The organism is Lysobacter tyrosinilyticus, from assembly GCF_054779815.1.
On the sequence record NZ_BAAGXN010000001.1, the window covers coordinates 708364 to 730424 of the forward strand.

General features: G+C 65.9%; 18 protein-coding genes and 2 pseudogenes. 17 read left to right on the forward strand and 3 right to left on the reverse strand.

Going from position 1 to position 22061, the window contains the following annotated elements:
- Nucleotides 1-69 precede the first annotated feature (69 nt).
- From ACYVGK_RS02920 to ACYVGK_RS02940, 5 genes are all read left to right on the forward strand, one after another.
- Nucleotides 70-2028: a M1 family metallopeptidase gene (locus ACYVGK_RS02920; RefSeq protein WP_460731734.1), complete on the forward strand. Its 1959-nt coding sequence runs from the start codon at nucleotides 70-72 to the stop codon at nucleotides 2026-2028.
- A gap of 198 nt (nucleotides 2029-2226) precedes the next feature.
- Nucleotides 2227-3213: an alpha/beta fold hydrolase gene (locus ACYVGK_RS02925; RefSeq protein ID WP_460731735.1), complete on the forward strand. Its 987-nt coding sequence runs from the start codon at nucleotides 2227-2229 to the stop codon at nucleotides 3211-3213.
- Nucleotides 3210-3941: a hypothetical protein gene (locus ACYVGK_RS02930; RefSeq protein ID WP_460731736.1), complete on the forward strand. Its 732-nt coding sequence runs from the start codon at nucleotides 3210-3212 to the stop codon at nucleotides 3939-3941. The genes ACYVGK_RS02925 and ACYVGK_RS02930 overlap by 4 nt, the downstream gene beginning before the upstream one ends.
- 214 nt (nucleotides 3942-4155) lie before the next feature.
- Nucleotides 4156-4623 carry an aminoacyl-tRNA deacylase gene (locus ACYVGK_RS02935; protein ID WP_460731737.1) on the forward strand — a complete coding sequence of 156 codons (468 nt, stop codon included), beginning with the start codon at nucleotides 4156-4158 and terminating at the stop codon, nucleotides 4621-4623.
- Between the two features lie 123 nt (nucleotides 4624-4746).
- Complete coding sequence (locus ACYVGK_RS02940) at nucleotides 4747-5481, forward strand: glycoside hydrolase family 16 protein (protein ID WP_460731738.1); 735 nt, start codon at nucleotides 4747-4749, stop codon at nucleotides 5479-5481.
- A 60-nt stretch (nucleotides 5482-5541) separates the two neighbouring features.
- Here ACYVGK_RS02940 and ACYVGK_RS02945 read toward each other — a convergent pair whose 3' ends face one another.
- Together ACYVGK_RS02945 and ACYVGK_RS02950 are read right to left on the reverse strand one after the other, a co-directional pair.
- Nucleotides 5542-6921: an MATE family efflux transporter gene (locus ACYVGK_RS02945; protein ID WP_460731739.1), complete on the reverse strand. Its 1380-nt coding sequence runs from the start codon at nucleotides 6919-6921 to the stop codon at nucleotides 5542-5544.
- Nucleotides 6922-7221: 300 nt separating this feature from the next.
- Entirely contained in the window at nucleotides 7222-8154 is a 933-nt protein-coding gene (locus tag ACYVGK_RS02950; RefSeq protein ID WP_460731740.1) for a carbohydrate kinase family protein, read from the reverse strand.
- Nucleotides 8155-8396: 242 nt separating this feature from the next.
- Between ACYVGK_RS02950 and ACYVGK_RS02955 the strand changes: the two genes are divergently transcribed.
- The 9 genes and pseudogenes from ACYVGK_RS02955 to ACYVGK_RS02995 all read left to right on the forward strand — a co-directional run bounded on the left by ACYVGK_RS02955 (nucleotide 8397) and on the right by ACYVGK_RS02995 (nucleotide 19584).
- On the forward strand, nucleotides 8397-9443 hold the full coding sequence (locus ACYVGK_RS02955; RefSeq protein WP_460731741.1) for a rod shape-determining protein: 1047 nt from the start codon (nucleotides 8397-8399) through the stop codon (nucleotides 9441-9443).
- Nucleotides 9444-9578: 135 nt separating this feature from the next.
- Nucleotides 9579-10673 carry a rod shape-determining protein MreC gene (gene mreC, locus ACYVGK_RS02960; RefSeq protein WP_460731742.1) on the forward strand — a complete coding sequence of 365 codons (1095 nt, stop codon included), beginning with the start codon at nucleotides 9579-9581 and terminating at the stop codon, nucleotides 10671-10673.
- Entirely contained in the window at nucleotides 10670-11155 is a 486-nt protein-coding gene (mreD, locus tag ACYVGK_RS02965) for a rod shape-determining protein MreD (protein ID WP_460732433.1), read from the forward strand. Before mreC ends, mreD begins: the two co-directional genes overlap by 4 nt.
- Nucleotides 11152-13005: pseudogene (gene mrdA / locus ACYVGK_RS02970) on the forward strand (penicillin-binding protein 2); the annotation flags it as partial. The gene mreD and the pseudogene mrdA, both read left to right, overlap by 4 nt.
- 389 nt (nucleotides 13006-13394) lie before the next feature.
- Nucleotides 13395-14507 (forward strand): rod shape-determining protein RodA, encoded by a 1113-nt coding sequence (rodA, locus tag ACYVGK_RS02975; RefSeq protein WP_460731743.1) that lies wholly within the window; start codon nucleotides 13395-13397, stop codon nucleotides 14505-14507.
- 100 nt (nucleotides 14508-14607) lie between these two features.
- Nucleotides 14608-15756 (forward strand): annotated as a pseudogene (gene mltB / locus ACYVGK_RS02980) (lytic murein transglycosylase B); the annotation flags it as partial.
- An 80-nt stretch (nucleotides 15757-15836) separates the two neighbouring features.
- Nucleotides 15837-17102: a septal ring lytic transglycosylase RlpA family protein gene (locus ACYVGK_RS02985; RefSeq protein WP_460731744.1), complete on the forward strand. Its 1266-nt coding sequence runs from the start codon at nucleotides 15837-15839 to the stop codon at nucleotides 17100-17102.
- Between the two features lie 161 nt (nucleotides 17103-17263).
- Nucleotides 17264-18472 carry a D-alanyl-D-alanine carboxypeptidase family protein gene (locus tag ACYVGK_RS02990; RefSeq protein ID WP_460731745.1) on the forward strand — a complete coding sequence of 403 codons (1209 nt, stop codon included), beginning with the start codon at nucleotides 17264-17266 and terminating at the stop codon, nucleotides 18470-18472.
- Nucleotides 18473-18615: 143 nt separating this feature from the next.
- Entirely contained in the window at nucleotides 18616-19584 is a 969-nt protein-coding gene (locus ACYVGK_RS02995; RefSeq protein WP_460732434.1) for a CsgG/HfaB family protein, read from the forward strand.
- A 67-nt stretch (nucleotides 19585-19651) separates the two neighbouring features.
- Here ACYVGK_RS02995 and ACYVGK_RS03000 read toward each other — a convergent pair whose 3' ends face one another.
- Nucleotides 19652-19855: a hypothetical protein gene (locus ACYVGK_RS03000; protein ID WP_460731746.1), complete on the reverse strand. Its 204-nt coding sequence runs from the start codon at nucleotides 19853-19855 to the stop codon at nucleotides 19652-19654.
- A gap of 88 nt (nucleotides 19856-19943) precedes the next feature.
- On the opposite strand from ACYVGK_RS03000, the gene ACYVGK_RS03005 reads away from it, so the two are divergent.
- Genes ACYVGK_RS03005 through lipA form a run of 3 tightly spaced genes read left to right on the forward strand, consistent with a single transcriptional unit; the run spans nucleotide 19944 to nucleotide 21950 of the window.
- The gene (locus ACYVGK_RS03005) at nucleotides 19944-20222 is read left to right on the forward strand and encodes a DUF493 family protein (protein ID WP_460731747.1); all 279 of its coding nucleotides are present in this window, start codon (nucleotides 19944-19946) and stop codon (nucleotides 20220-20222) included.
- Nucleotides 20210-20911, forward strand: a complete 702-nt coding sequence (gene lipB, locus ACYVGK_RS03010) for a lipoyl(octanoyl) transferase LipB (protein ID WP_460731748.1) — start codon at nucleotides 20210-20212, stop codon at nucleotides 20909-20911. The genes ACYVGK_RS03005 and lipB overlap by 13 nt, the downstream gene beginning before the upstream one ends.
- A gap of 25 nt (nucleotides 20912-20936) precedes the next feature.
- Nucleotides 20937-21950, forward strand: coding sequence for a lipoyl synthase (gene lipA, locus ACYVGK_RS03015; RefSeq protein ID WP_460731749.1), 1014 nt, complete (start codon nucleotides 20937-20939; stop codon nucleotides 21948-21950).
- The last annotated feature ends 111 nt before the right edge of the window (nucleotides 21951-22061 follow it).

Sequence of the window (22061 nt, forward strand, 5' to 3'; positions counted from 1 at the left end):
CGCCGGTTGGCGCGCCATGCGAACGGCGGAGCTAAACTCGGCGCTTTCCGATCCTCAGGTCCAGCACCCATGCGTCACTCGATCCTGATGTTGTCCCTGGCGGCCGCACTGGCCGTCACCGCCTGCCAGCGCGATGCGGCGCCCACCGGCGCCGGCACGGCCCAGTCCTCCGCAACCGCCACCACGGCCACTACCGCCATGCTCGACGAGCACTCCTACGCCGAACCGGGCAAGGTCAAGGTCAAGGACCTCGCGCTCGAACTGAAGCTCGACTTCGACAAGAAGGTCATCGACGGCAGTGCCACGCTGTCGCTGGACTGGCTCGACAAGAATGCTACCCAGCTCAATCTGGATACGCGTGACCTGACCATCAGCAAGATCGTCGGCGAACGCAGCGACGGCAAGTGGGAAGACCTCAAGTACACGCTGGCGCCGGCCGACAAGGTGCTCGGCAGCAAGCTGAGCATCGAGACGCCCAAGCGCAATGCGCGCGTGCGCATTACCTACACGACGTCGCCGAATGCCTCGGGCCTGCAATGGCTGACCGCGGCGATGACCGAAGGCAAGAAGACCCCCTTCATGTTCAGTCAGTCGCAGCAGATCCACGCGCGTTCGTGGGTGCCGCTGCAGGATACGCCGAGCGTACGCTTCACCTACACCGCGCATGTGCTGGCACCGAAGGACACGATGGTGGTGATGAGCGCGGCGATCGAGCCGGGGATCGAAGGCAGCGGGGACACCAGCGGCGACAAGCGCGACGGCGACTACAGCTACAAGATGCCGCAGCCGATCCCGTCGTACCTGCTGGCGATCGGCGCGGGCGACCTTGTGTTCAAGCCGATCGGTAAGCGCAGCGGCATCTGGGCCGAGCCGGCCTCGGTCGACAAGGCGGCGCGCGAGTTTTCCGATACAGAAAAGATGATCGAAACCACCGAGCAGCTGTACGGCCCCTACCGCTGGGACCGCTACGACATGCTGCTGCTGCCGCCCTCTTTCCCGTACGGCGGCATGGAAAACCCGCGCATGACCTTCCTGACCCCGACTGCGATCGTCGGCGACAAGTCGCTGGTCTCGCTGATCGCGCATGAGCTGGCCCACAGCTGGTCGGGCAACCTGGTGACCTTCTCCACCGCCAAGGACGCCTGGCTCAACGAAGGTGTCACCAGCTACGTCGAGAACCGCATCGTGGAGGCGCTGTACGGCAAGGATCGCGCCGACGAGGAAAGCATCATCAAGCGCCATGAACTCAAGGCCGAGTTCACCGATGCCAACAAGGCGCTGCAGCGCCTGGCCGGCAAGCCGGGTGAGTTGAAGGATCCGGACGACAACCTGAGTTCCACGGTCTACACCAAGGGCGCGTGGTTCATGGAGTTCCTGGAGAAGCGCTACGGCCGAGCCGATTTCGATGCGTTCCTGCGTGGTTACTTCGACCATTTCGCGTTCCAGTCGATTTCCTCGCAGCAGTTCGCCGACTACGCCAAGGCCAACCTGTTGGACAAGCATCCGGGCAAGGTCACGCAGGCCGAATTCGACGAGTGGCTGTACGAGCCGGGCGTGCCGGCGACGGCGCCGCAGACGACCTCTGCCGCCTTCGATGCCGTCGATGCGGCACGTGCCGCATGGCTGGAGAAGGGCGCGATCCCCGACAAAGCGCTCACGGGCAAGTGGAATACCCACGAGTGGGTGCACTTCATCGAAGGCATGCCCGAGACGCTCAAGACCGAGCAACTCGCCGCGCTCGACGCCGCCTATCACTTCACCGGCACGCCCAATGGCGAGATCGCGCAGCGTTGGTATCCGCTGGCGGTGCGCAGCGGCTATACGCAGGCCAATGCGGAGATCGCGAAGTTCCTCGAGCGCGTCGGTCGGCGCAAGCTGATCATGCCGACGTACAAGGAGCTGGTGAAAACGCCGGAGGGGTTGAAGCTAGCTGAGGAAATTCTGGCGAGGGCGAAGCCGGGGTATCACCCGATTACTACCAGCTCGGTTGAAGCGACGATTGCTGAGGCGAAGGGTTCAGCGAAGTAAGGCTGGCGCAATAGCGGTCCTTCTCCCCGCGTGCGGGGAGAAGGTGCCCAACGGGCGGATGAGGGGACGAAGCGGCACCGCATGAACTCCATGGATACCGCACGAACCCACACCCCTCACCCTGCTTCGCTGCGCGAAGCGGTCCCTCTCCCCGCCACGCGGGGCGAGGGGCAACGCACGCTGCTTCGCGGATAACACGTGCCACGCGCCGCGCGTCCGCTTTTTCTGCGCAATGCAGCCATTGCTGCACTGGTATTGGTTGCACTAGCGCTTATCGCAATCGCGCTCGACCCCTACGTCCTGGTCCGCGCCGAATTCACCCGCCAACGCCTCGATGCTGGATTGAGGCTAGGCACGGTGGAGACCGCCGGCCATCGCTGGACCTACGCCTACAACAACGACGCACCCGCAAACGCGCCGACGCTGGTGATGCTGCACGGCTACACCGGCAGCAAGCAGAACTGGTACGCGCTGGCGCAACGCCTGCGTGGCAAGTACCGGTTGCTGATTCCCGACCTGCCCGGTTGGGGAGACAGTGAGCGCAAGCCCGGTGCCGATTACGGCTACGCTGCACAGGCCGCGCGCGTAGACGCATTCGTACGTGCACTGTCGCCGCGCAGGCCGGTGGTGTTGCTCGGTCATTCCATGGGCGGCGGGATCGCGGCGGTAGTGGCGGCGCAACATCCGCACGACGTCGCCGCCGTCGGTTTGATCGCCGCGTCCGGCGTGCGCTTCCAGGACAACCGCTTTGGCGCGCAGGTCCTGGCCGGCGAAAATCCGTTCGGCGTGCACGACGAAGCCAGTCTACAGCGCTACCTCGACATCCTGTTCAACGACGCCGCGAAGAAGCCGGACGTGCCGTGGCCGGCCTCGCGCGGTCTGATTGCGATGCGGCGGGGCGATGCGGCATTCGAGCAGTCGGTGCTCGACCGCATTGGCCGCGGCCCAGAGCGCTTCCTGCCCGGTGACGTCGCCACGAATATCCATCAACCCGCGCTGCTGCTGTGGTGCCGGCGCGATGCGGTGATCGATTCGAGCTCCCTGGCGCTGTACGCTGCGCGCATTCCGCAGGCTCGGAAGGTCATGCTCGAGGGCTGTGGGCATATGTCCATCGTCGAACGCCCCGTCGCCGTCGCCGTCGCGGTGACGGCGCTGATCAACTCTTCAGGAACCACACTGCAATGAAGCCCTCCCGTCTCACCCTGATCCTGGCCTCCGCACTGGCGCTGTCCGCCTGCGATTCCGCCGAGAAGCAGAAAGCCGCCGAACAGGCCGCCGCTGCGGCGCAGGCCGCAGTGAAGGAGCAGAAGGCGGAGGAGCTGGGCAAGCAGTTCGATAAGGAATACGCCGCGCACAACTGGGACATGGCGCGCGCGCATGGCGAAGAGCTGGTGGTGATGCATCCGGACAGTCCGGTCAGTGCACGCATCAAGGCGCAATACGAGGAAGCAAGGGGCAAGTCCGATGCGCTGCGCGAGCAGCGCCGCATGGCAGGGTTGTGGGAATACCAGAGCATCCCGGTGAAGGGCGGAAACCAGCTGTCGGCGGCGATGTACTCGAAGAAGGCCGTCGATACCGGCGTCGGTACGCCGTACCCGGTGCGCCTGATCTTCCGCGACCACCCATCATGGGGACGCAGCAGCTACCTGGTGCTCGAGAATGGCGACTTCGATTGCTACGGCGGCTGCAAAGTGCAGGTCACGCTCGACGACAAGGCACCCAAGGCGATGGCGGCATCGCGTCCGAAAACCGACGAGGCGATCGCGATGTTCATCGAGGACGAGGGCGCACTGTGGCGCATGGCCGGCAGCGCGAAAACGATGACGATCGAATTCCCGGTCAAGATGGGCGGCAAGCGCACCGCGATGTTCGAAGTCGGTGGCTTGGACAAGGGGCGCCTGCCGAAGTGGTGAGCACCGGGCCGCAGCCGGTGCGAGCGGGCGAGGCGAGCAGGTAGAACGTCCGCTTCACGTTTGCCCCCGGCAACCGGAGTAAGCTCGCCGCGACGGCGTTAATGCAGTGCTTCGGGCCTGCCACGCCGGGTCGGCGCCATGCAGGATGCGTGCGCCGCGTACACCAGCGGCGCCGCCGCACGGGACGATGGGCGGAAGCCTCGCGGAGGGAGTCATGCTATCCCCACGCTTGCATAACCTGCTCGACGAGCATCACTCGCCTTACCAGACCCTCGTGCACGATCGCACCGTGACCGCGCATGAGACGGCGACCGCTTCGCACATCCGTCAGCAACAGTTTGCCAAGACGGTGATGCTGAAGGTCGATGGCAAGCTGGCGATGATGGTGATGCCGGCCGCGTATCGGGTCGATCTCACCCGCCTGTCCCGCGCGTTGGGCGGCGGCATGGTCGAGCTGGCCAGCGAAACCGAATTCAAGGACGCGTTCGCCGATTGCGAAATCGGCGCGATGCCGCCATTCGGTCATCTTTACGGCATGCCGGTCTACGTCGATTCGCGTCTGGCGCAGCAATCGGATATCGCATTCAACGCCGGCTCGCACACCGATGCGGTGCGCATGCCGTACGAGGAGTTCGAGAAGCTGGCGCAGCCCGAATTACTGTGGCTTGCCCACATGATGTAGCAGTATCCGGAGGGCATGCCCCTCCGGTTGTTTTTGCGCGTTCTGCAAGGCCGCGGTATCGAACGAATCGCGGACAGGCGGCTGCGCATCGCGAACGAGGGACCACCGAACCGGGAGCGAATGATGGACCGTCTGAAAGGCTGGATCTGCGGCGCGCTGGTTGGCCTGGCCGGAATGGCAGCCGCGACGCCGTGCGAAGCAAAGACGCTGTGGTTTTCCGGCATCAGCTGGACGGTGCGCCCCAACGGCATCGGCGGGCCCGGCGCCAACACCTGGTGCGAGAACAATGCTTTCATCGATGCGAACGGCGACCTGCATCTGCGCATCACGCGTTCGAAAAACAACAAGTGGTGTTCGGCCGAAGTCGTCAGCGACATGCGCTTTGCTTACGGGACCTATCAGTTCCAGTTGAAGAGCCGCGTCGATCTGCTGGATCGCAATGTGGTGCTCGGCCTGTTCAACTACCCCACTTCCGATGTCGGCGCCGATGGCACCAACGAGATAGATATCGAGTTCGCCCGTTGGGGCGATGCAAATGCGGACAAGCTCAACTACACGGCGTGGCCGGTACAGGCATCGCTTGGGCCCTCGGGCAATACCTTTCCGCTCGCACTTACCGGCAACTACAGCACCCATCGTTTCAACTGGCAGCCGACATTCATTCGTTACCAGTCCACGCATGGTCACTTCGACGACAACCGATATCCGATCGCCGACTGGACGTTCGCACCGACCGATTACAGCAAGCGCATCGGGCACGCGGCCATGCCGGTGCACATGAATCTGTGGCTGTTCGGCACACCTTCGACCCGGCAAACAATCGAAGTGATCATCAGCCAATTCAAGTACACGCCCTAGATCGCCGCCAAGAAAAAGACCGCCCATTTGGGCGGTCTGTTCGTTTCGCACTTTTGGATTTCAGTCCGCTGCCGGTTGCGCAGTGACCGGCGCGCGTGCGACCAGCGTAGGTAACTTGCGCCGGAATTCACGCTGCAGCAGTGTGAAGCTGACGATGGCCTGCAGCGCCATCGTCGCCATCGACAGCAGCCACAGATGACGCAGCTCGAACCCCGGTCGGCTCGACAACCACAGTGCGGGCACCACGAAGGTCAGCAGGCGGGTAGCCGTGGCGAACAAGGCGGGCAGGGTGTTGCCCAAGGCCTGGAACATGCCCGAGCAGGTAAACACCAGGCCAGAGGCCAGGAAGTTCCAGGAGATATAGCGAAGGAATTCGCTCGCCACTGCAATGACGCCGGCGTCGTGGCTGAAGCCGCGTACCAGCAGTTCCGGGCGCCATTGGCACAGCAGCGTAAGCGCCAGCATGAACGTTCCGCCGAACCACATCGCCACGCGGAACGTTTCGCGCACGCGCAATGGATGGCCCGCGCCGACATTCTGGCCCGCCACCGGCGAGGCCGCGAACGCGATGGCCATAACCGGCAGAAAGATCGCCTGCATCACCCGCGAACCGATGCCGAATCCGGCCTGCGCATCGGCGCCGAAATGGCGGATCACCCAATAGATCACGCCGATGTAGATGAACATCAGCGCGAACTCGCCACCGGGGGGCAATCCGACGCGGAGCAGACGGCGCCAAACGTCGAAACGCGCTCGCATCTGCGTGGTGTCGAAACCGACGTAGTGCTCGAGGCGAGCGAAGTACAGCGTCATCATCACCACGCCAACCGCGATCGCCAGTGAACTGGCCAGCGCCGCACCCGCCACACCCATGGGCTTGCCGGTGCCCCAGCCGGCGATCAGCACGGGCGCCAGAATGGTGTTGAGCACGACGGTGACCACCTGCACCAGCATGGTGGGTTTGGCGATGCCGGTGCCGCGCAAGGCCGAACCCATCGACACCAGCGCGAACTGCAGCGCCAGCCCCGGCAGGAACCAATGCAGGTAGGTGATGCCGGCCGCGGTGGTGGCGGCGTCGGCGCCGAGCGTATGCATGTACGCGCCGGTGAGCGCGTAGCCTCCGATCAGTACCAGTGCGGCGCAACCGGCCGAGAGCAACAGGCTCTGGTTGAACACCAGGTTGGCATCGCTCCGGTCCTTGCGGCCCACCGCCTGCGCGATCAACGCCATCGTCCCGACGCCGAGCACCTGGGTCAGGCCCATGATGATGAATTGCAGGTTGCTCGCCGCGCTGACGCCCGCCACGGCGGTGCCGCCGAGGCGCGCGACGAAGTACAGGTCGATCAGCACGTACAGCGTCTGGAACAGCATGCCGATCGCGATCGGTACCGCCATGCGCAACAGGTGCTTGGAGATGGAGCCTTGGGTCAGGTCCTGCATGGTGGGCCTCGCGATTTGCCGATTGCTTAGGATCGCATTGCTTCGCATAGACACCAATTGACAGCTGTCATTGAAAGCAAGTCCATGTGACGCCGCCCTTCTCCCCGCATCGCGGGGAGAAGGTGCCCGAAGGGCGGATGAGGGGCGCTTTTGCTGTTGCTCGAGCGTTCGCGTCACTTCCCCTCACCCTGCGTCGCTGGCGCGACGCTGTCCCTCTCCCCGCACGCGGGGCGAGGGATGACACAAACAAGAAGGCCGCCCTTGGGCGGCCTTCGATCGCGGTTTTGCCGGCGACTCAAATCAAAGCGCGTAACCAAACTGCTGCTTGAACTGTTCGGCGAATTCTTCGTAATCGAAGCGCTGGTTCTGCGTGCCCGGATGCTCGACTTTCAGTGCACCCATCAGGTTGCCGATGCGGCCGATCGTCATCCAGTCGTAACCCTTCTCGATGCCGAAGATCAGGCCCGCGCGGAACGCGTCGCCGCAACCGGTCGGGTCGGTGACACGGCGCTCGTGCGCCGGCGGCACGTCGAGCTTCTTCTCCGCGGTATGGATCTCAGCACCGTGCGGGCCGCGCGTGCAGATGTAGGCCTTCACCCGCTGCACGATGTCCTTCTCACTCCAGCCGGTCTTTTCCTGCAGCAGGTTGGACTCGTAGTCGTTGACCGTGACGTAGTCGGCCAGCTCGATGAAGTCGCGCAGCTCGGCGCCGTTGAACAACGGCATCGCCTGGCCCGGATCGAAGATGAAGGGGATGCCCGCTTCGGCGAATTCCTTCGCGTTCTGCAGCATGCCCTCGCGGCCGTCGGGACTCACGATGCCGAAGGTGACGCCGGGGACGTCCTTCACGTGGTTCTCGTACGACCGCATCATCGCGCCCGGATGGAACGCGGTGATCTGGTTGTTGTCGTGGTCGGTGGTGATGAAGGCCTGCGGCGTGAACAGCTCGTCGATCACCTTCACACGATCCAGGGTGATGCCCTGTTCGTTGAACCATTCGCGGTACGGACCGAAGTCCTGGCCCACAGTCGCCATCGGGATCGGCTCGCCGCCCAGCAGCTTGAGGTTGTAGGCGATGTTGCCGGCGCAGCCGCCGAACTCGCGGCGCATACGCGGCACCAGGAAGGACACGTTGAGGATGTGCACCTTGTCCGGAAGGATGTGGTTCTTGAACTGGTCCGGGAACACCATGATGGTGTCGTAGGCCAGCGAGCCGCAGATCAAGGCTGCCATCGGGAAGATCTTCCTGGTCGGGTGCCCGGTGAGGGGCGGGTAAGAGGTGTCCCGGGGTGCCCCGGGCGCCCGACAGGCGGGCGGCGCGTAGGGTAGCCGTTGGGCCCCGGCCGGGCCAGCTTTCACGCGCTTTTTGGGCAATATTTCCTTGTCTGGACAAGGGGCTAGGCGTAGTCTACCGGGCTCCCTGTGCCTCCATCCCCCAGTCGGCAGACAGCCGGCCAAAACGGTCAAATCCCCCGATGTTCAAGAAGTTTCGCGGCATGTTCTCCAATGACCTGTCCATCGACCTGGGCACGGCCAATACCCTTATTTACGTCCGCGGCCAGGGGATCGTGCTGAACGAGCCGTCGGTGGTGGCGGTGCGCCAGGACCGCGTGATCGGCGGCAATCGCACGGTGGCGGCGGTCGGTAGCGAGGCGAAGATGATGCTCGGCCGCACCCCGGGCCACATCAACACGATCCGCCCGATGAAGGACGGCGTCATCGCCGACTTCACCTACACCGAGGAAATGCTCAAGTACTTCATCCGCAAGGTGCACAAGTCGCGCTTCCTGCGCCCCAGCCCGCGTGTGCTGGTCTGCGTGCCCTGCGGTTCGACCCAGGTCGAACGCCGCGCGATCAAGGAATCGGCTGAAGAAGCCGGTGCTCGCGAGGTCTACCTGATCGAGGAACCGATGGCGGCTGCGATCGGCGCCGGCATGCCGGTGACCGAGGCCCGCGGCTCGATGGTCGTGGACATCGGCGGCGGCACCACCGAAGTCGCAGTCATCGCCCTGAACGGCATCGTCTACTCGCAGTCGGTGCGTATCGGCGGCGACCGCTTCGACGAAGCGATCATCAGCTACGTCCGCCGCACCTACGGCACCCTGATCGGCGAAACCACTGCCGAGCGCATCAAGCTCGAGATCGGCTGCGCGACCCCGCAGAAGGACCCGCGCTCGATGGAGGTCTCCGGCCGCAACCTCGCCGAGGGCGTGCCGAAGATGGTCAAGCTGAACTCGAACGAGGTCTACGAGGCCCTGCGCGAGCCGCTCGCCGGCATCGTCGCCTCGATCCGCCTGGCGCTGGAGCAGACCCCGCCGGAACTGTGTGCCGACGTCGCCGAGCGCGGCATCGTGCTCACCGGTGGCGGCGCGCTGCTGCGCGACCTTGACCGTCTGATCAGCGAGGAAACCGGCCTGCACGTGCAGATCGCCGATGACCCGCTGACCTGCGTGGCACGCGGCGGTGGCCGCGCGCTGGAGCTGGTCGACATGCACGGCAACGAGTTCTTCGCGCCGGAATGAAGTGCGTAGCGGAGCGATGCGCGGAAGCTCGACTGCCGCCACACATCGCTCCAGCGCTTTGCGCACAATGCAGCATCCGCGAGGCGCATTCGTCGCCTCGCTTCCCCTCGATCCTCCTTCGCCCGAACCGCTGACGTGCCTTCCTACGCCGGTCCCTCCGCAGCCCGCTCCGGCGAAATCGCCGACACCTTGCGGCTGCTGGCCTACCTGGCGCTGGCGGTCGTCCTGATCGTGCTCGATCACCGTGGCGGCTGGCTCAGTCGCGTGCGCCAGCAGGCGCAGGTGGTGATCCAGCCGATGCGTTCGGTCGCGGGCTTGCCGGGTCGCGTGGTCGAAAGCGTTTCCACCGATGCCGGCACCCTGAGCCAGCTGAGCGCCGAGAACAGCCGCCTGCGCAACGAGTTGCTGGTCACGCGGGCACGCATGGCCCGTCTGGCCACGGTCAATGCCGACAACGCGCGCCTGCGTGGCCTGCTCGGCGCCTCCGGGCAGGGCAGCCTGGATGTGCAGCTGGCGCCGGTGCTCGACATCGACCTGGATCCCACGCGTCAGCGCCTGGTGCTGCGCGCCGGCAGCAGCGATGGCGTGCGCACCGGGCAGATGGTGATCGACGCCGGTGGCGTGGTCGGGCAGATCATCGAAGTGGCGTCGCAGCAGTCCACGGTGCTGTTGCTGACCGACCCCGATCACGCGATCCCGGTGGCGATCGCGCGCAATGGCGTGCGCCTGGTCGCCTACGGCACCGGTCGCGCCGATCGCCTGGCCCTGGCCAGCGTGCCGCTGTCCAGCGACGTGAAGGTGGGCGACCTGCTGGTGACCTCGGGTCTGGGTGGTCGCTTCGCCGCCGGGTTCCCGGTGGGCACAGTGTCTGCGCTGCGACCCGACGAGAGTCGCGCCTTCCTGGTCGGTGACGTGAAGCCGGCGGCCCAGCTGGATCGCGGCCGCGATGTATTGCTGCTGCGTACCTTGCCAGCGCGCCCGGTCATCGGCCCCGTCGCGCCGGGAACGATCCCCACGACGACCCCAACCACGGCGCCTGTGCAGACGAGCACAGTGCCGCCGGCCGCGAGCGCGAAGCCACAGAAGCCAACGACTGACGCCGCACGTGCCAAACCCACGTCGGCCAAGCCCGCCGCGACTCCGGTCACCGCACCGGCCCAGCCCGCGCCGACCAGGCCGACTCCTGAAGAACCGGTGCCGCCCGCGCCGCCCAGCGAGGAGCAACGCTGATGCGCGCACGTTCGCCCTGGATCCTGCCGCTGAGCCTGCTGGTCGCGCTGCTGCTCGCGTTGTTGCCGATGCCGGCGCTGCTGCAACCGCTGCGGCCCTACTGGCTCGCGTTAGTGATGGCGTATTGGGTGATGGAAGACCCCGATCGCGTCGGGCTCGGTTTCGCTTTCCTGATCGGCGTCATCGCGGACCTGGTGGTCGGCAGCCTGCTGGGTGAGCAGGCGCTGCGGTTGGTGGTGATCACCTTCATCCTGCAGCGCTTCCGCGCGCGACTGCGGTTCTTCCCGATGTCGCAGCAGGCGCTGGCGATCGGTGCGCTGCTGCTCAACGATCGCATCGTCACCGCGGCGATCCGCATGGTCTTGGGTGAGCCCGCTTTGGGCGGCAATGCCTGGCTGTCGCCATTGCTGGGCATGCTGTTGTGGATCCCGGTGTTCATGCTGCTCGATGGCTTGCGCATGGGCGGCTGGCGCCGGCGATGAGTTTCCGTCCGCGCCGCCGCGTGCTGAAGAACGCCGCGCTGGAGGCCGACCAGTTCCGTCGTCGCGCCTTCCTCGCCTTCGCCGGCGTGCTGTTCGCGCTGAGCGGCTTGGCGCTGTGGTACTTCCGCCTGCAGGTTTGGCAGCACAGCGAATACGCCACGCGCTCGGAAGAGAACCGCATCAAGCTGCGCCCAGTGGTGCCGGCGCGCGGACTGATCTACGACCGCAAGGGCCGCATCCTCGCCGACAACGTCCCGGCCTATCGTCTCGATGTCACGCCCTTTGAGGCCGGAGACAGCAAACAGTGGCTGCCGGAGCTCGCGAAGATCGTGTCGCTCTCGCCTGAGGACATCGCCAGTTACGAGGCCAATCGCCATGTCGCGCGTGGTTACAAGCCGGTCACGCTGAAGCTGCGCCTCACCGAAGAGGAAGCCGCGCGTTTCGCCGTCGATCGCTGGCGTTTCCCGGGCATCGAATTGCAGTCGTATCTCAACCGCCGTTACTTCTACGGCGAGCTGTTGTCGCATGTGATCGGTTACGTCGGCCGCGTCGATGTGAACGACCTCAAGACGATGAGCGAAAGCGACGCAGCCTTGAGCCACGTCGGCAAGACCGGATTGGAGCGCTTCTACGAGAAGGACCTGCGCGGCAAGGTCGGCTACGAGAAGATCGTCACCAGCGTCGATGGGCGGCCGATGTATTCGGCAGGCCGCGTGCCGGCGCAACCGGGCGCCGATCTGCGTCTGAGCATCGATCTCGACTTGCAGCAGGCCATGGTGACCGCATTCGGCGACATGGACGGCTCGGCCATCGCGATCGATCCGCGCACCGGCGAAGTCCTCGCCATGGTGAGTCTGCCGGCGTACGACACCAACCTGTTCGTCAACGGCATCTCGCACAACGACTACCGCGCGCTGATGGACAACCCGTCGCGACCCTTGTTCAACCGCGACGTGCTCGGCGGCGGTCCGCCAGGCTCGACGGTGAAGCCGCTGATTGGCCTGGCCGGCCTCGACAGCGGCCTGCGCACGCCCGAATCCAAGGTGTTCTCGACCGGCACCTTCTACATCCCGGGCCAACGCCGTGGCTGGCGCGACGCGCACGGCGCTGCTGGCTGGACCGATCTGCGCAAGTCGATCTCCAATTCGGTCAACTTCTATTACTACAAGCTGGCCTACGAGATGGGCATCGAGAAGTTCGATGCCTACATGCGCAAGTATGGTTTTGGCGACAAGACCGGCATCGACCTCGGGGGCGAAAATGTCGGCGTGGTGCCGTCGCCGGAATGGAAGGCGAAGCGTTCGAAGGAAGGCTGGTATCCGGGCGAGACCGTGAATGCCGGCATCGGCCAGGGTTACTGGATCGCCACCGTGCTGCAGCTGGTGCGTGGCACCGGTGCGATCGCCAATGGCGGCGACCTGCGTCGCCTGCATCTGGCGAAGGATCGCCGCGACGGTTACGACCAGCCGTGGTCCCCGTTGCCGCAGCCGCAGCCGGTGCGCATCACCGACAACGCCGATCATCTGCGCGCGGTGCAGGGCGGCATGGAAGGCACGATGTACGACCCGGGCGGCACCGGCCGCGCCGTTGGCCTGGCGAACGGCGCGCCCTATCTGATGGCGGGCAAGACCGGTACCGCGCAGAAGATCAGCCGCAAGGGCAACGTCAGCTTCGATCCGCATGCGCTGCCGTACAACCTGCGCCATCAGGCGCTGTTCGTCGGTTATGCCCCGGCGGACAACCCGACCATCGCGATCGCGGTGTCGGTCGAGCATGGTGGCTTCGGCGCATCGTCCGCCGGTCCGATCGCGCGCAAGGTGTTCGATGCCTGGCTGCTGGGCAAGATGCCGCAACCGGCCGCGGGCGTGACGCGTTCGCCGCAGGGTGGGGTGCTGATGCCGGGGCGTGCGCCGCCGCCCGCGGTGGTGCCGTTGCAGGCGGCGGCGACGCCCTTGCTCCCTTCTCCCTCCGGGAGAAGGGTTGGGGATGAGGGTACGGCGCAAGCGGACATGTCGCCGACGACGGGGGCCGCAATTGCCCCCGCGACAGCGCAGGCGCCGAATCCGCCGGGCAATCTGCAACAGCAGCGCTCCGCCGAACCCTCATCCGCCCTGCGGGCACCTTCTCCCGAAGGGAGAAGGGAAAAGCAACCGCAACAGCAACCGCCGACGCAGCCGCAGAAGCAAACCGATACGTCGCCGCAGACGCCACCGGCGCCGCAATCACCGGAGCCCACGCGATGAAACTGATCCTGCGCTGGCTGTTCGACCTGCTGCTGCGTTTCACCCGCACGCTGGACCTGCCGCTGCTCGGCGCGCTGCTCGCGCTGATGACGATCGGCCTGGTCGTGCTGTACAGCGCGGGCGATGCATCGATGGGCCTGGTACTGCGACAGGGCTCGCGGTTCGTGATGGGCCTGGGCGCGATGTGGGCGCTCTCGCGCCTGCCCACGACGCAGCTGCGCAACTGGACGCCGCTGATCTACGCGGTCTCGCTGATTCCGCTGCTGATCGTGCTGGTGATCGGGCAGGGCAAGCACGGCAACCTTTGGATCAACCTGGGCGTGTTCTATTTCCAGCCCGCGGAAGTGCTCAAGCTGAGCCTGCCGATGATGGTGGCGTGGTATCTCAACCGCCGCCCGCTGCCGCCGCGCTTCAACGTCGTGCTGATGGCGGCGGTGATCATCGGTGCGCCGACCGGCCTGATCCTGCTGCAACCCGACTTCGGCACCGCGATGCTGGTCGGGATCAGCGGCGCTTTCGTCCTGTATCTCGCGGGCTTGCCGTGGTGGTGGTTCGGCGCGGCGTTCGGCGCAATCGGCGCGATCGCACCGATGGCGTGGTTCTTCCTGCTGCGGCAGTACCAGAAGGACCGCATCCTCACCTTCCTCAACCCCGAATCCGACCCGCTCGGCACCGGCTGGAACATCATCCAGTCCAAGATCGCGATCGGCGCGGGCGGCTTCACCGGCAAGGGCTGGGGCGAGGGCAGCCAGTCGCACCTCAACTACATTCCCGAGCACACCACCGACTTCATCTTCGCCGTATTGAGCGAAGAATTCGGCTGGCTCGGCGTGCTGCTGGTGCTGTCGCTGTATCTGTTCGTGATCGGTCGCTGTCTGTGGATCGCGGCTGGCGCGCGCGATGGCTATTCGCGCCTGGTCGCCGGCGCGCTGGGTCTGGCGTTCTGCGTGTACGTCATCGTCAACGGCGGCATGATCGCGGGCCTGCTGCCCGTGGTCGGTGTGCCGATGCCGTTGCTCAGCTACGGCGGCACGTCGGCGGTCTCGCTACTCGCCGGCCTGGGTGTGGTGATGGCAGTGCAGGCGCATCGACCGGTGCATGCACGCTGAAGTCGTCGTGGTGCGTCTTCACGCGAAACTGACCGATGCGTTCATCCCGCGGAAAACCAGAGGTTTTTCGATGCGGAGTCGCGTGCTACCCTCGGTCGCGATGACCCGATGCCCGTCCCCTTCACGCGCGTGGCTCAAGGCGGTGCGACCGGCACTGACCTCCGCGCTGATCCTCGCACTCGCCGCCTGCGCCACGCAGGCCTCGCAGGCCGCCAAGCACAAAACCGCATCCAGGAAGCACGCCGCGCCGTCCGCGCCGGGCATGACGCCGTCCGATGCGATCTCCAATCCCCTGCCGCCGCCCAAGCCGCCGAGCGATGAGGTGCGCGCGGCGTTCGTGGCCGAGACCGCGACGAAGTACGGCCTCGATCCGGCCTACATCGAATCGGTGCTGGCGCGCGCGCAGATCCGCGAAGCCACCGTCACCGCGATGGCGCGTCCGGCCGAAACCAAGCCGTGGCGCGACTATCGCCCGATCTTCATCACCCAGCAGCGTATCGATGGCGGCCGCGCCTTCATCGCCGAACACCGCGAGCAGCTGGCGAAAGCCGAAGCGCAGTACGGCGTCCCCGCCGAAGTGATCGTCGCCATCCTCGGCGTCGAGACCAGCTGGGGCGCCAACACCGGTAAGGCTTCGGTGCTCGATGCGCTGTACACGCTCGCCTTCAACTATCCGCGCACCAACCTGCCGGACAAGATCGCACGCGAGAACCAGCGCGAGGCCTTCTTCCGCGACGAACTCGCGCAGCTGATGAAGCTGGGCAAGGAGACCGGCTTCGACGTCGCCACGCTCACCGGCAGCTATGCCGGCGCGATGGGCTGGGGCCAGTTCATGCCATCTAGCTACCGGCTCTATGCCGTGGATGGTGATGGCGACGGCATGCGCGATCTGTTCAACGATCTCGACGACGTGTTCGCCTCGGTCGCCAACTACTTCGTCAAGAAGGGCGGTTGGATGCGCGGGCAGCCGGTGATGGTGCGGGCGAGTTATGCGCCCGGTCCGTTGCCGCTGCTGGATACCAGCGGCGAGCCGATCCATACGCTGGCCACGCTGGAGCTGGCCGGCTACAAGCCGCTCGAAGCCGTGCCGGCCGACATCACCGGCGCGCCGATCCTGCTCGACGGCGAGGCCGACGAATACTGGCTGACGTTCCGCAACTTCCGCGCGATCTGGAGCTACAACAACTCGATCCGCTACGCGACCGCGGTGCACCAGCTGTCGCAGCTGATCGCGGCGCCGCCGCCGGTCGCACCCGCGGAGCCGACTGCACCGGCAGTGCCAGACGGCAGCGCGCAGGCCCCCGCCATTTCCGCCGGACAGCCGGCGCAATGAGGCGCCTGCTGATCATTGCCGCGGTCTCGGGCCTCGCCGCCTGCGCCGGGGCACCGAAAAAATCCCCGCCGCCACCCACCACTTCCACCCATCCGGTGGAAGCGCCAACGCCGAGCGCGGGCAGGGATCGGAAGAAGTCGCCGTACGCGCCCGCGCAGGAAGATCCGGGCAAGCGCGGCGATTACGTTGCCGGCGGCCTGTATGCGCCGCACGTCCGCGACAGCGTGCCGGACGAGATCGTCGACGTCGATGCGATCCCGGAGCCGGAAGTCACCAACGAGCCTCGCTCGTCGGTCGGCAATCGCAAGACCTACTCGGTGCTGGGCAAGAAGTACGCAGTGCTCGACGATGCGCAGGGCTACGTCGAAACCGGCACCGCTTCGTTCTACGGCAAGAAATTCCACGGGCGCCGCACGTCGAATCTCGAGGTGTACGACATGTACGCCTTCAGCGCCGCGCACAAGACGCTGCCGCTGCCGAGCTTCGCGCGCGTGACCAATCTCGACAACGGCAAGTCGGTGATCGTGCGCGTCAACGATCGCGGCCCTTTTCATGACGGTCGCATCATCGACCTGAGCTACGCCGCGGCGACCAAGCTGGGTTACGTCAGCCGGGGCACCGCGCGTGTGGAAGTGCGCGCGCTCACGCCCGGCGACACGGTCCCCGAATACGCGGGTGCAGCGAACAATCCGCCGCCGCCCGCGCCGAAGACCAGCGACAACAAGCCTGCGACCCGCAAGCCGACGGCGATGGACAAACTCATCGCCGCGATGCCCGTAGCCACCGCTGCGGCGGCCGACAAACCGGGTCTTTCTGAAGACCGCAAGGCCGACGATTATCGCTTCGACATGCGCGCCGACGGCCGCACGATGAGCGCGGCCGAATTCGATGCATGGATGAAGGCGCGGCAGCTGCGCATCGCCACCGGGCGGCCGGGCAAGCCCGGGTCGGCCGAGGGCAGTGCCGTCTCGCCGACGCCCCCCCAGCCTGAAGTGCCGACGTCGGCTATCGCGACCGTCACGCCCCAGGGCGAACGCGTCTACCTCCAGGTCGCTTCCTTCGCGGCGCGGGCCAATGCAGATCGGGCGCTGGCGCTGCTGCAGGGAGCCGGCATCGACGCGGCCACGCTGTCCGATGGCGACGCCAACGGCCACAAGGTCTGGCGCCTGCGGGTCGGCCCGCTGGCCGCGACGGCGGCGCCGGAACTCGCCACACGCATCGCCGGTCTGGGCTTCGGCACACCGCAACGCGTGCGGGAGTAGGATCGCTTCCCGCAGCAGGCGAAGCGTCGCGGAACGCCGGTTCGCGGGATATGAGCAACCCCGCCTCGGCATTACGATTTTCCCGCCTTTTTCACCCCGCTTCTGCTTTTCAATCCACGCAGTACCGACCGCCGTCCCGGTCGTCCGGAGTATTTCCCGCAATGAAACCGCGCCTTGCCTTAGCCGCCGCCTTCCTCCTCACTTCGACCTTCGGCCTCGCCGTCGCGCAGACCCCAGCGGCGTCCACGCCGGCGGCGCTGCCGCCCGCCAGCGATGCGCTGCCGGTCCCGCCGCCCCCGAAGATCACCGGCACCGCCTGGGTCCTGATGGATGCCGCCAGCGGCAACGTCCTGGAGGGTTCGAGCTACGACACCCGCCTGGAGCCGGCGAGCATCACCAAGGTGATGACCAGCTACGTGATCGCCGCGGAAGTCGCCGGCGGCAAGGTCAAGGCGACCGACCAGGTGATGATGAGCGAGAACGCCTGGCGCACCGGCGGCGCCGGTACCGACGGCAGCTACAGCGGTTTCGAGGTCAACAAGACCGCGCCGCTGGAGCAGATGGAAAAGGGCATGGCGATCCAGTCCGGCAACGACGCCGCGATCGCGCTGGCCGAACACGTCGCCGGCAGCGAGGATGCCTTCGCTTCGCTGATGAACGCCTATGCCGCGCGCATCGGCATGAAGAATTCGCACTTCGTCAACGCGACCGGCCTGTCGGCGCCGCAGCACTATTCGACCGCGCGTGATTTGGCGCTGCTCGGTCGCGCCTTCATCCGCGATTTCCCCGAAACCTACGCTTACAACAAGATCAAGGAATTCACGGTCGGGCCGATCACCCAGCCCAACCGCAACCGCCTGCTGTGGCTGGATCCGACCGTCGATGGCATCAAGACCGGTCACCATTCCGGCGCCGGTTACTGCCTGATGGCGTCGGCCAAGCGCGGTGACCAGCGTCTGGTCAGCGTGGTGATGGGTTCGAGCTCGGACGATCAGCGCACCAGCGACAGCCAGGCGCTGCTCAACTGGGGCTTCCGCTTCTTCGAAACCCACAAGCTCTACGACGTCGGCAAGTCGATCGCCACGCAGAAGCTGTGGAAGGGCGCCGCCGACCAGGTGAGCCTGGGCGTGGCCGAGCCGATGCTGGTCACCGTGCCGCGCGGCAAGTACAGCCAGCTCAAGCCGTCGATGGACGTGCCCAAGAAGCTGGTCGCGCCGATCACCAAGGGCCAGAAGATCGGCACGGTGAAGGTGATGCTCGACGGCAAGGTCATCGCCCAGCGTCCGCTGGTGGCAATGACGGCGGTGGAAGAGGGCGGCTTCTTCAAGCGCCTGTGGGACGAGTTTTGGATGTGGTGGGAGTCGGAGTGACGTCCGCGGCCGGGCTGTGAGCCCGGTCACGTTTTCTTGTTAGCATCGAATCCAGTGGCCGCCCCGTGCCGCGAGTGCGGGGCGGCCACAGTGCGTTTTGGGGACGCCAATCGGCGTTCATGGATGACTACAAGGGAACGGATATGAAGAACCGCAAGACGACTCACGCGCTCCTGCATGCCTGCCTGCTGGGCAGCGCGCTGGTATTGGCCTCGACGCCCGTGCTGGCACAACGCAAGAGCGTGCAGGACCAGCGCAAGGAAAAGGAAGCGCAGATCCCGGTATGCGCCAAGAAGCTCGGATCGATCTCGATCCTCGAGCCGGAAGACGCCACCGACTGGTGGACCGGCCAGCAGCTGCCGGCGCCGTCCAAGCTGATCAAGGTCTTCGTCAACAAGTCCCGGTGCTTCACCCTGGTCGACCGCGGTGCCGGCATGGACGCGGCGATGCGCGAGCGCGCATTGGCCTCGAGTGGTGAACTGCGCGGACGCTCCAACGTCGGCAAGGGCCAGATCAAGGCGGCCGACTACGTGATGGTTCCCGACCTGGTCTCGAAGAACAGCGACGCCGGCGGCAGCGGCGTGGGCGCGCTGATCGGCGGCCTGCTCGGCGGCAGCCGCGGCGCGGCCCTGGGCGGTGCGGTCAACTTCAAGAAGAAGACCGCCGACGTGGTGCTCACCGTGACCGACGTGCGCTCCTCGGAGCAGGTCGCGATGGCCGAAGGCAACGCCAAGAAGACCGACATCGGCTTCGGTGGCGGCCTCGGCCTGTGGGGCGGCAGCGGCCTGGGTGGCGCGGGCGTCGGCGGCTACGCCAACACCGAAATCGGCCAGGTCATCACCATGGCCTATCTGCAGGCCTATACCGACATCGTCAGCCAGCTCGGCGGCCTGCCCGGTGACGCATCGGCGGCCAGTGCCTCGCAGGCCGTGACCGTGACCAAGCCGGCACGCCTGTTCGCCGGCGCCGACGGCAAGAAGGTGGTGCGCTCGCTCGACGTCGGCATGATGCTGTATCCGACCGGCACCAAGCAGGGCGTGATGTGGGAGGTCGAGGACGAGCTCGGCAACAAGGGCTGGGTGTCGTCGACTCTGCTGGAATTGTCCAAATAACGTCGGCCTGTAAAACACGAAGGGCTGCCTTTCGGCAGCCCTTCGTGTTTGGTGCATCCGTGCCCGGCTAGACGCGCACGAAATACGGAATCGCCATCAGCGCGGCGCCCACCAGCACCATCGCCCACAGGCTCGACACGAAATACGGGAACACCATCAACGCGATCCCGCACACGAGCGGAACCGGTGCGTGCTGGCGCTTGCCGTAGATGAAGAAGCCCAGCCCGATCGAGCTGAACAGTAGTCCGCAGAACAGCAGGCCGACATCCATCGAAGTGGTCCGAAAAGTGGTTGAAAAACGGGATTGGGCGCATCCTACGCTCCCTTGGGTTATCCGGCCCCGTCCCCATCTCCCGCCCATGGAAATCAAGTCCGACAACCCCGAGCACGGCTTCCAGTTTCCCGGCAGCTTCGAACTCAGCGCCATGGGCACCGCCGATGCAGGTCTGGAGCGCGAGTTGCCGCAACGCCTGATCGACGCGGGCATCGAAGTGGAATCCGAAACGGTGCAGTGGAAGCACTCGTCCAACGGCAAGTATGTCTCAGTGCGCATCAGCTTCCGCGCTGAAAGCCGCGAGCAATACGACCGTGCCCACCAGGTGCTGCGCGACCACCCGGAAGTGAAGTGGACGCTGTGACCGAAGCGGCCTGCCCGGCATCGGCGCCGGTCGAAGCGGTAACGGCGGCGCCGGCGTTGCTCCGCGACCTGGGGCGCCAGCCCTACGAGCCGGTCTGGCGCGCGATGCAGCGCTTCACCGATACGCGTGGCGACGACACTCCGGACGAGCTGTGGCTGGTCGAGCACGATCCCGTGTTCACCCTGGGCCAGGCCGGCAAGGACGAGCACGTGCTGCTGCCGGGAGATATCCCGGTCATCCACGTCGACCGCGGCGGCCAGGTGACCTACCACGGCCCTGGCCAGATCGTGCTGTACCCGCTGCTGGACCTGCGCCGGCTCAAGATCGGCGTGAAGGAATACGTCTGCAAGATCGAGCAGGCGATGATCGACACCCTGGCCGACTGGAACATCCACGCCGAACGCCGCGACGGCGCCCCCGGCGTCTATGTGAATGGGGCCAAGATCGGCGCCCTGGGCATCCGGGTCCGCCACGGCTGCACCTTCCACGGCCTGGCCTTCAACATCGCCATGGACCTGGAGCCCTTCATGCGAATAAATCCTTGTGGATACGCGGGGTTGCAGGTGACCTCGATGCTAGACTTGGGCGGCCCGTCCGGCCTGGACGCGGTCAAGCCGGTGCTGGTCGCGCATGTTGCCCGCCTGTTCGGGCTGAACATCGAATCCGCCGCACCGCAGCTCCCCGCCTGACCCCCGTCCGCTACCGATCCAAGCCATGACCGAGTCCGCTCCCAAGACCATTCCGCTTGCGGTGGTGAATGCCGACGCGCCTGCACCGCTGCAGGAAGGCGTGAAGCAGCTCGGCGGCGACAAGATCGGCCGTTCGCCGGTGCAGTTCGCCGACGCGCCGGTGCTGCGCAAGCCGTCGTGGATCCGCGTGCGGATTCCGTCCGGCAACTCGGTACAGCAGCTCAAGGCCAAGCTGCGCGAGAACCGTCTGGTCACGGTGTGCGAGGAAGCCAGCTGCCCGAACATCCACGAGTGCTTCAGTCACGGCACCGCGACGTTCATGATCCTCGGCGAGGTCTGCACCCGCCGCTGCTCGTTCTGCGACGTCGCCCACGGCCGCCCGAAGCCGCCGGATCCGGCCGAACCGCTGCACCTGGCGCAGACGATCAAGGACATGGAGTTGAAGTACGTCGTGGTGACCTCGGTCGACCGCGACGACCTGCGCGATGGCGGCGCCTCGCACTTCGTCGACTGCATCAGCGCGATCCGCGAGTTCAGCCCGCGCACCAAGATCGAGATCCTCACGCCCGACTTCCGCGGCAAGGGCCGCATGGAGCGCGCGCTGGAGATCCTGAACGCGAATCCGCCGGACGTGTTCAACCACAACATCGAGACGGTGCCGGACCTGTACACCAACGTGCGTCCGGGCGCCGACTACCAGTGGTCGCTGACGCTGCTGCAGAAGTTCAAGGCGCAGCATCCCGACGTGGCGACCAAGAGCGGCATCATGCTCGGCCTGGGCGAGAACATGGAGCAGGTGCAGGCGACCCTGCGCGACCTGCGCGCCCACGACGTCGACATGATCACCATCGGCCAGTACCTGCAGCCGACCGCGCACCATCACCCGGTGATGCGTTACTGGACGCCGGACGAGTTCAAGCAGCTGGAAATCTACGGCTACGAACTCGGCTTCAACCATGTCGCTTCCGGGCCGCTGGTACGTTCGTCCTACCACGCCGACCGTTCGGCGATCGAAGCGGGCGTGGTTGCTTCGGCCTAAACGCTGAAGCAATGCCCGCCGCGCCGAAGCGATGGCGCCGGCCGACGATGCGAATCGCATCGCAAAGAACAATCGACCCGCGCGAAACGCAGCGGAGAATGCTGACTAGGG

Bases quoted from the DNA above. Each gene is read 5' to 3' on its own strand.
- ACYVGK_RS02945 (WP_460731739.1), bottom strand. From the start codon at position 6,921: ATGCAGGACCTGACCCAAGGCTCCATCTCCAAGCACCTGTTGCGCATG.
- ACYVGK_RS02950 (WP_460731740.1), bottom strand. From the start codon at position 8,154: ATGGCAGCCTTGATCTGCGGCTCGCTGGCCTACGACACCATCATGGTG.
- ACYVGK_RS02930 (WP_460731736.1), top strand. From the start codon at position 3,210: ATGAAGCCCTCCCGTCTCACCCTGATCCTGGCCTCCGCACTGGCGCTG.
- ACYVGK_RS03000 (WP_460731746.1), bottom strand. From the start codon at position 19,855: ATGGATGTCGGCCTGCTGTTCTGCGGACTACTGTTCAGCTCGATCGGG.
- lipA (WP_460731749.1), top strand. From the start codon at position 20,937: ATGACCGAGTCCGCTCCCAAGACCATTCCGCTTGCGGTGGTGAATGCC.
- ACYVGK_RS02995 (WP_460732434.1), top strand. From the start codon at position 18,616: ATGAAGAACCGCAAGACGACTCACGCGCTCCTGCATGCCTGCCTGCTG.
- ACYVGK_RS02935 (WP_460731737.1), top strand. From the start codon at position 4,156: ATGCTATCCCCACGCTTGCATAACCTGCTCGACGAGCATCACTCGCCT.
- rodA (WP_460731743.1), top strand. From the start codon at position 13,395: ATGAAACTGATCCTGCGCTGGCTGTTCGACCTGCTGCTGCGTTTCACC.
- ACYVGK_RS02990 (WP_460731745.1), top strand. From the start codon at position 17,264: ATGAAACCGCGCCTTGCCTTAGCCGCCGCCTTCCTCCTCACTTCGACC.
- ACYVGK_RS02955 (WP_460731741.1), top strand. From the start codon at position 8,397: ATGTTCAAGAAGTTTCGCGGCATGTTCTCCAATGACCTGTCCATCGAC.
- ACYVGK_RS02985 (WP_460731744.1), top strand. From the start codon at position 15,837: ATGAGGCGCCTGCTGATCATTGCCGCGGTCTCGGGCCTCGCCGCCTGC.
- ACYVGK_RS02920 (WP_460731734.1), top strand. From the start codon at position 70: ATGCGTCACTCGATCCTGATGTTGTCCCTGGCGGCCGCACTGGCCGTC.
- ACYVGK_RS03005 (WP_460731747.1), top strand. From the start codon at position 19,944: ATGGAAATCAAGTCCGACAACCCCGAGCACGGCTTCCAGTTTCCCGGC.
- ACYVGK_RS02940 (WP_460731738.1), top strand. From the start codon at position 4,747: ATGGACCGTCTGAAAGGCTGGATCTGCGGCGCGCTGGTTGGCCTGGCC.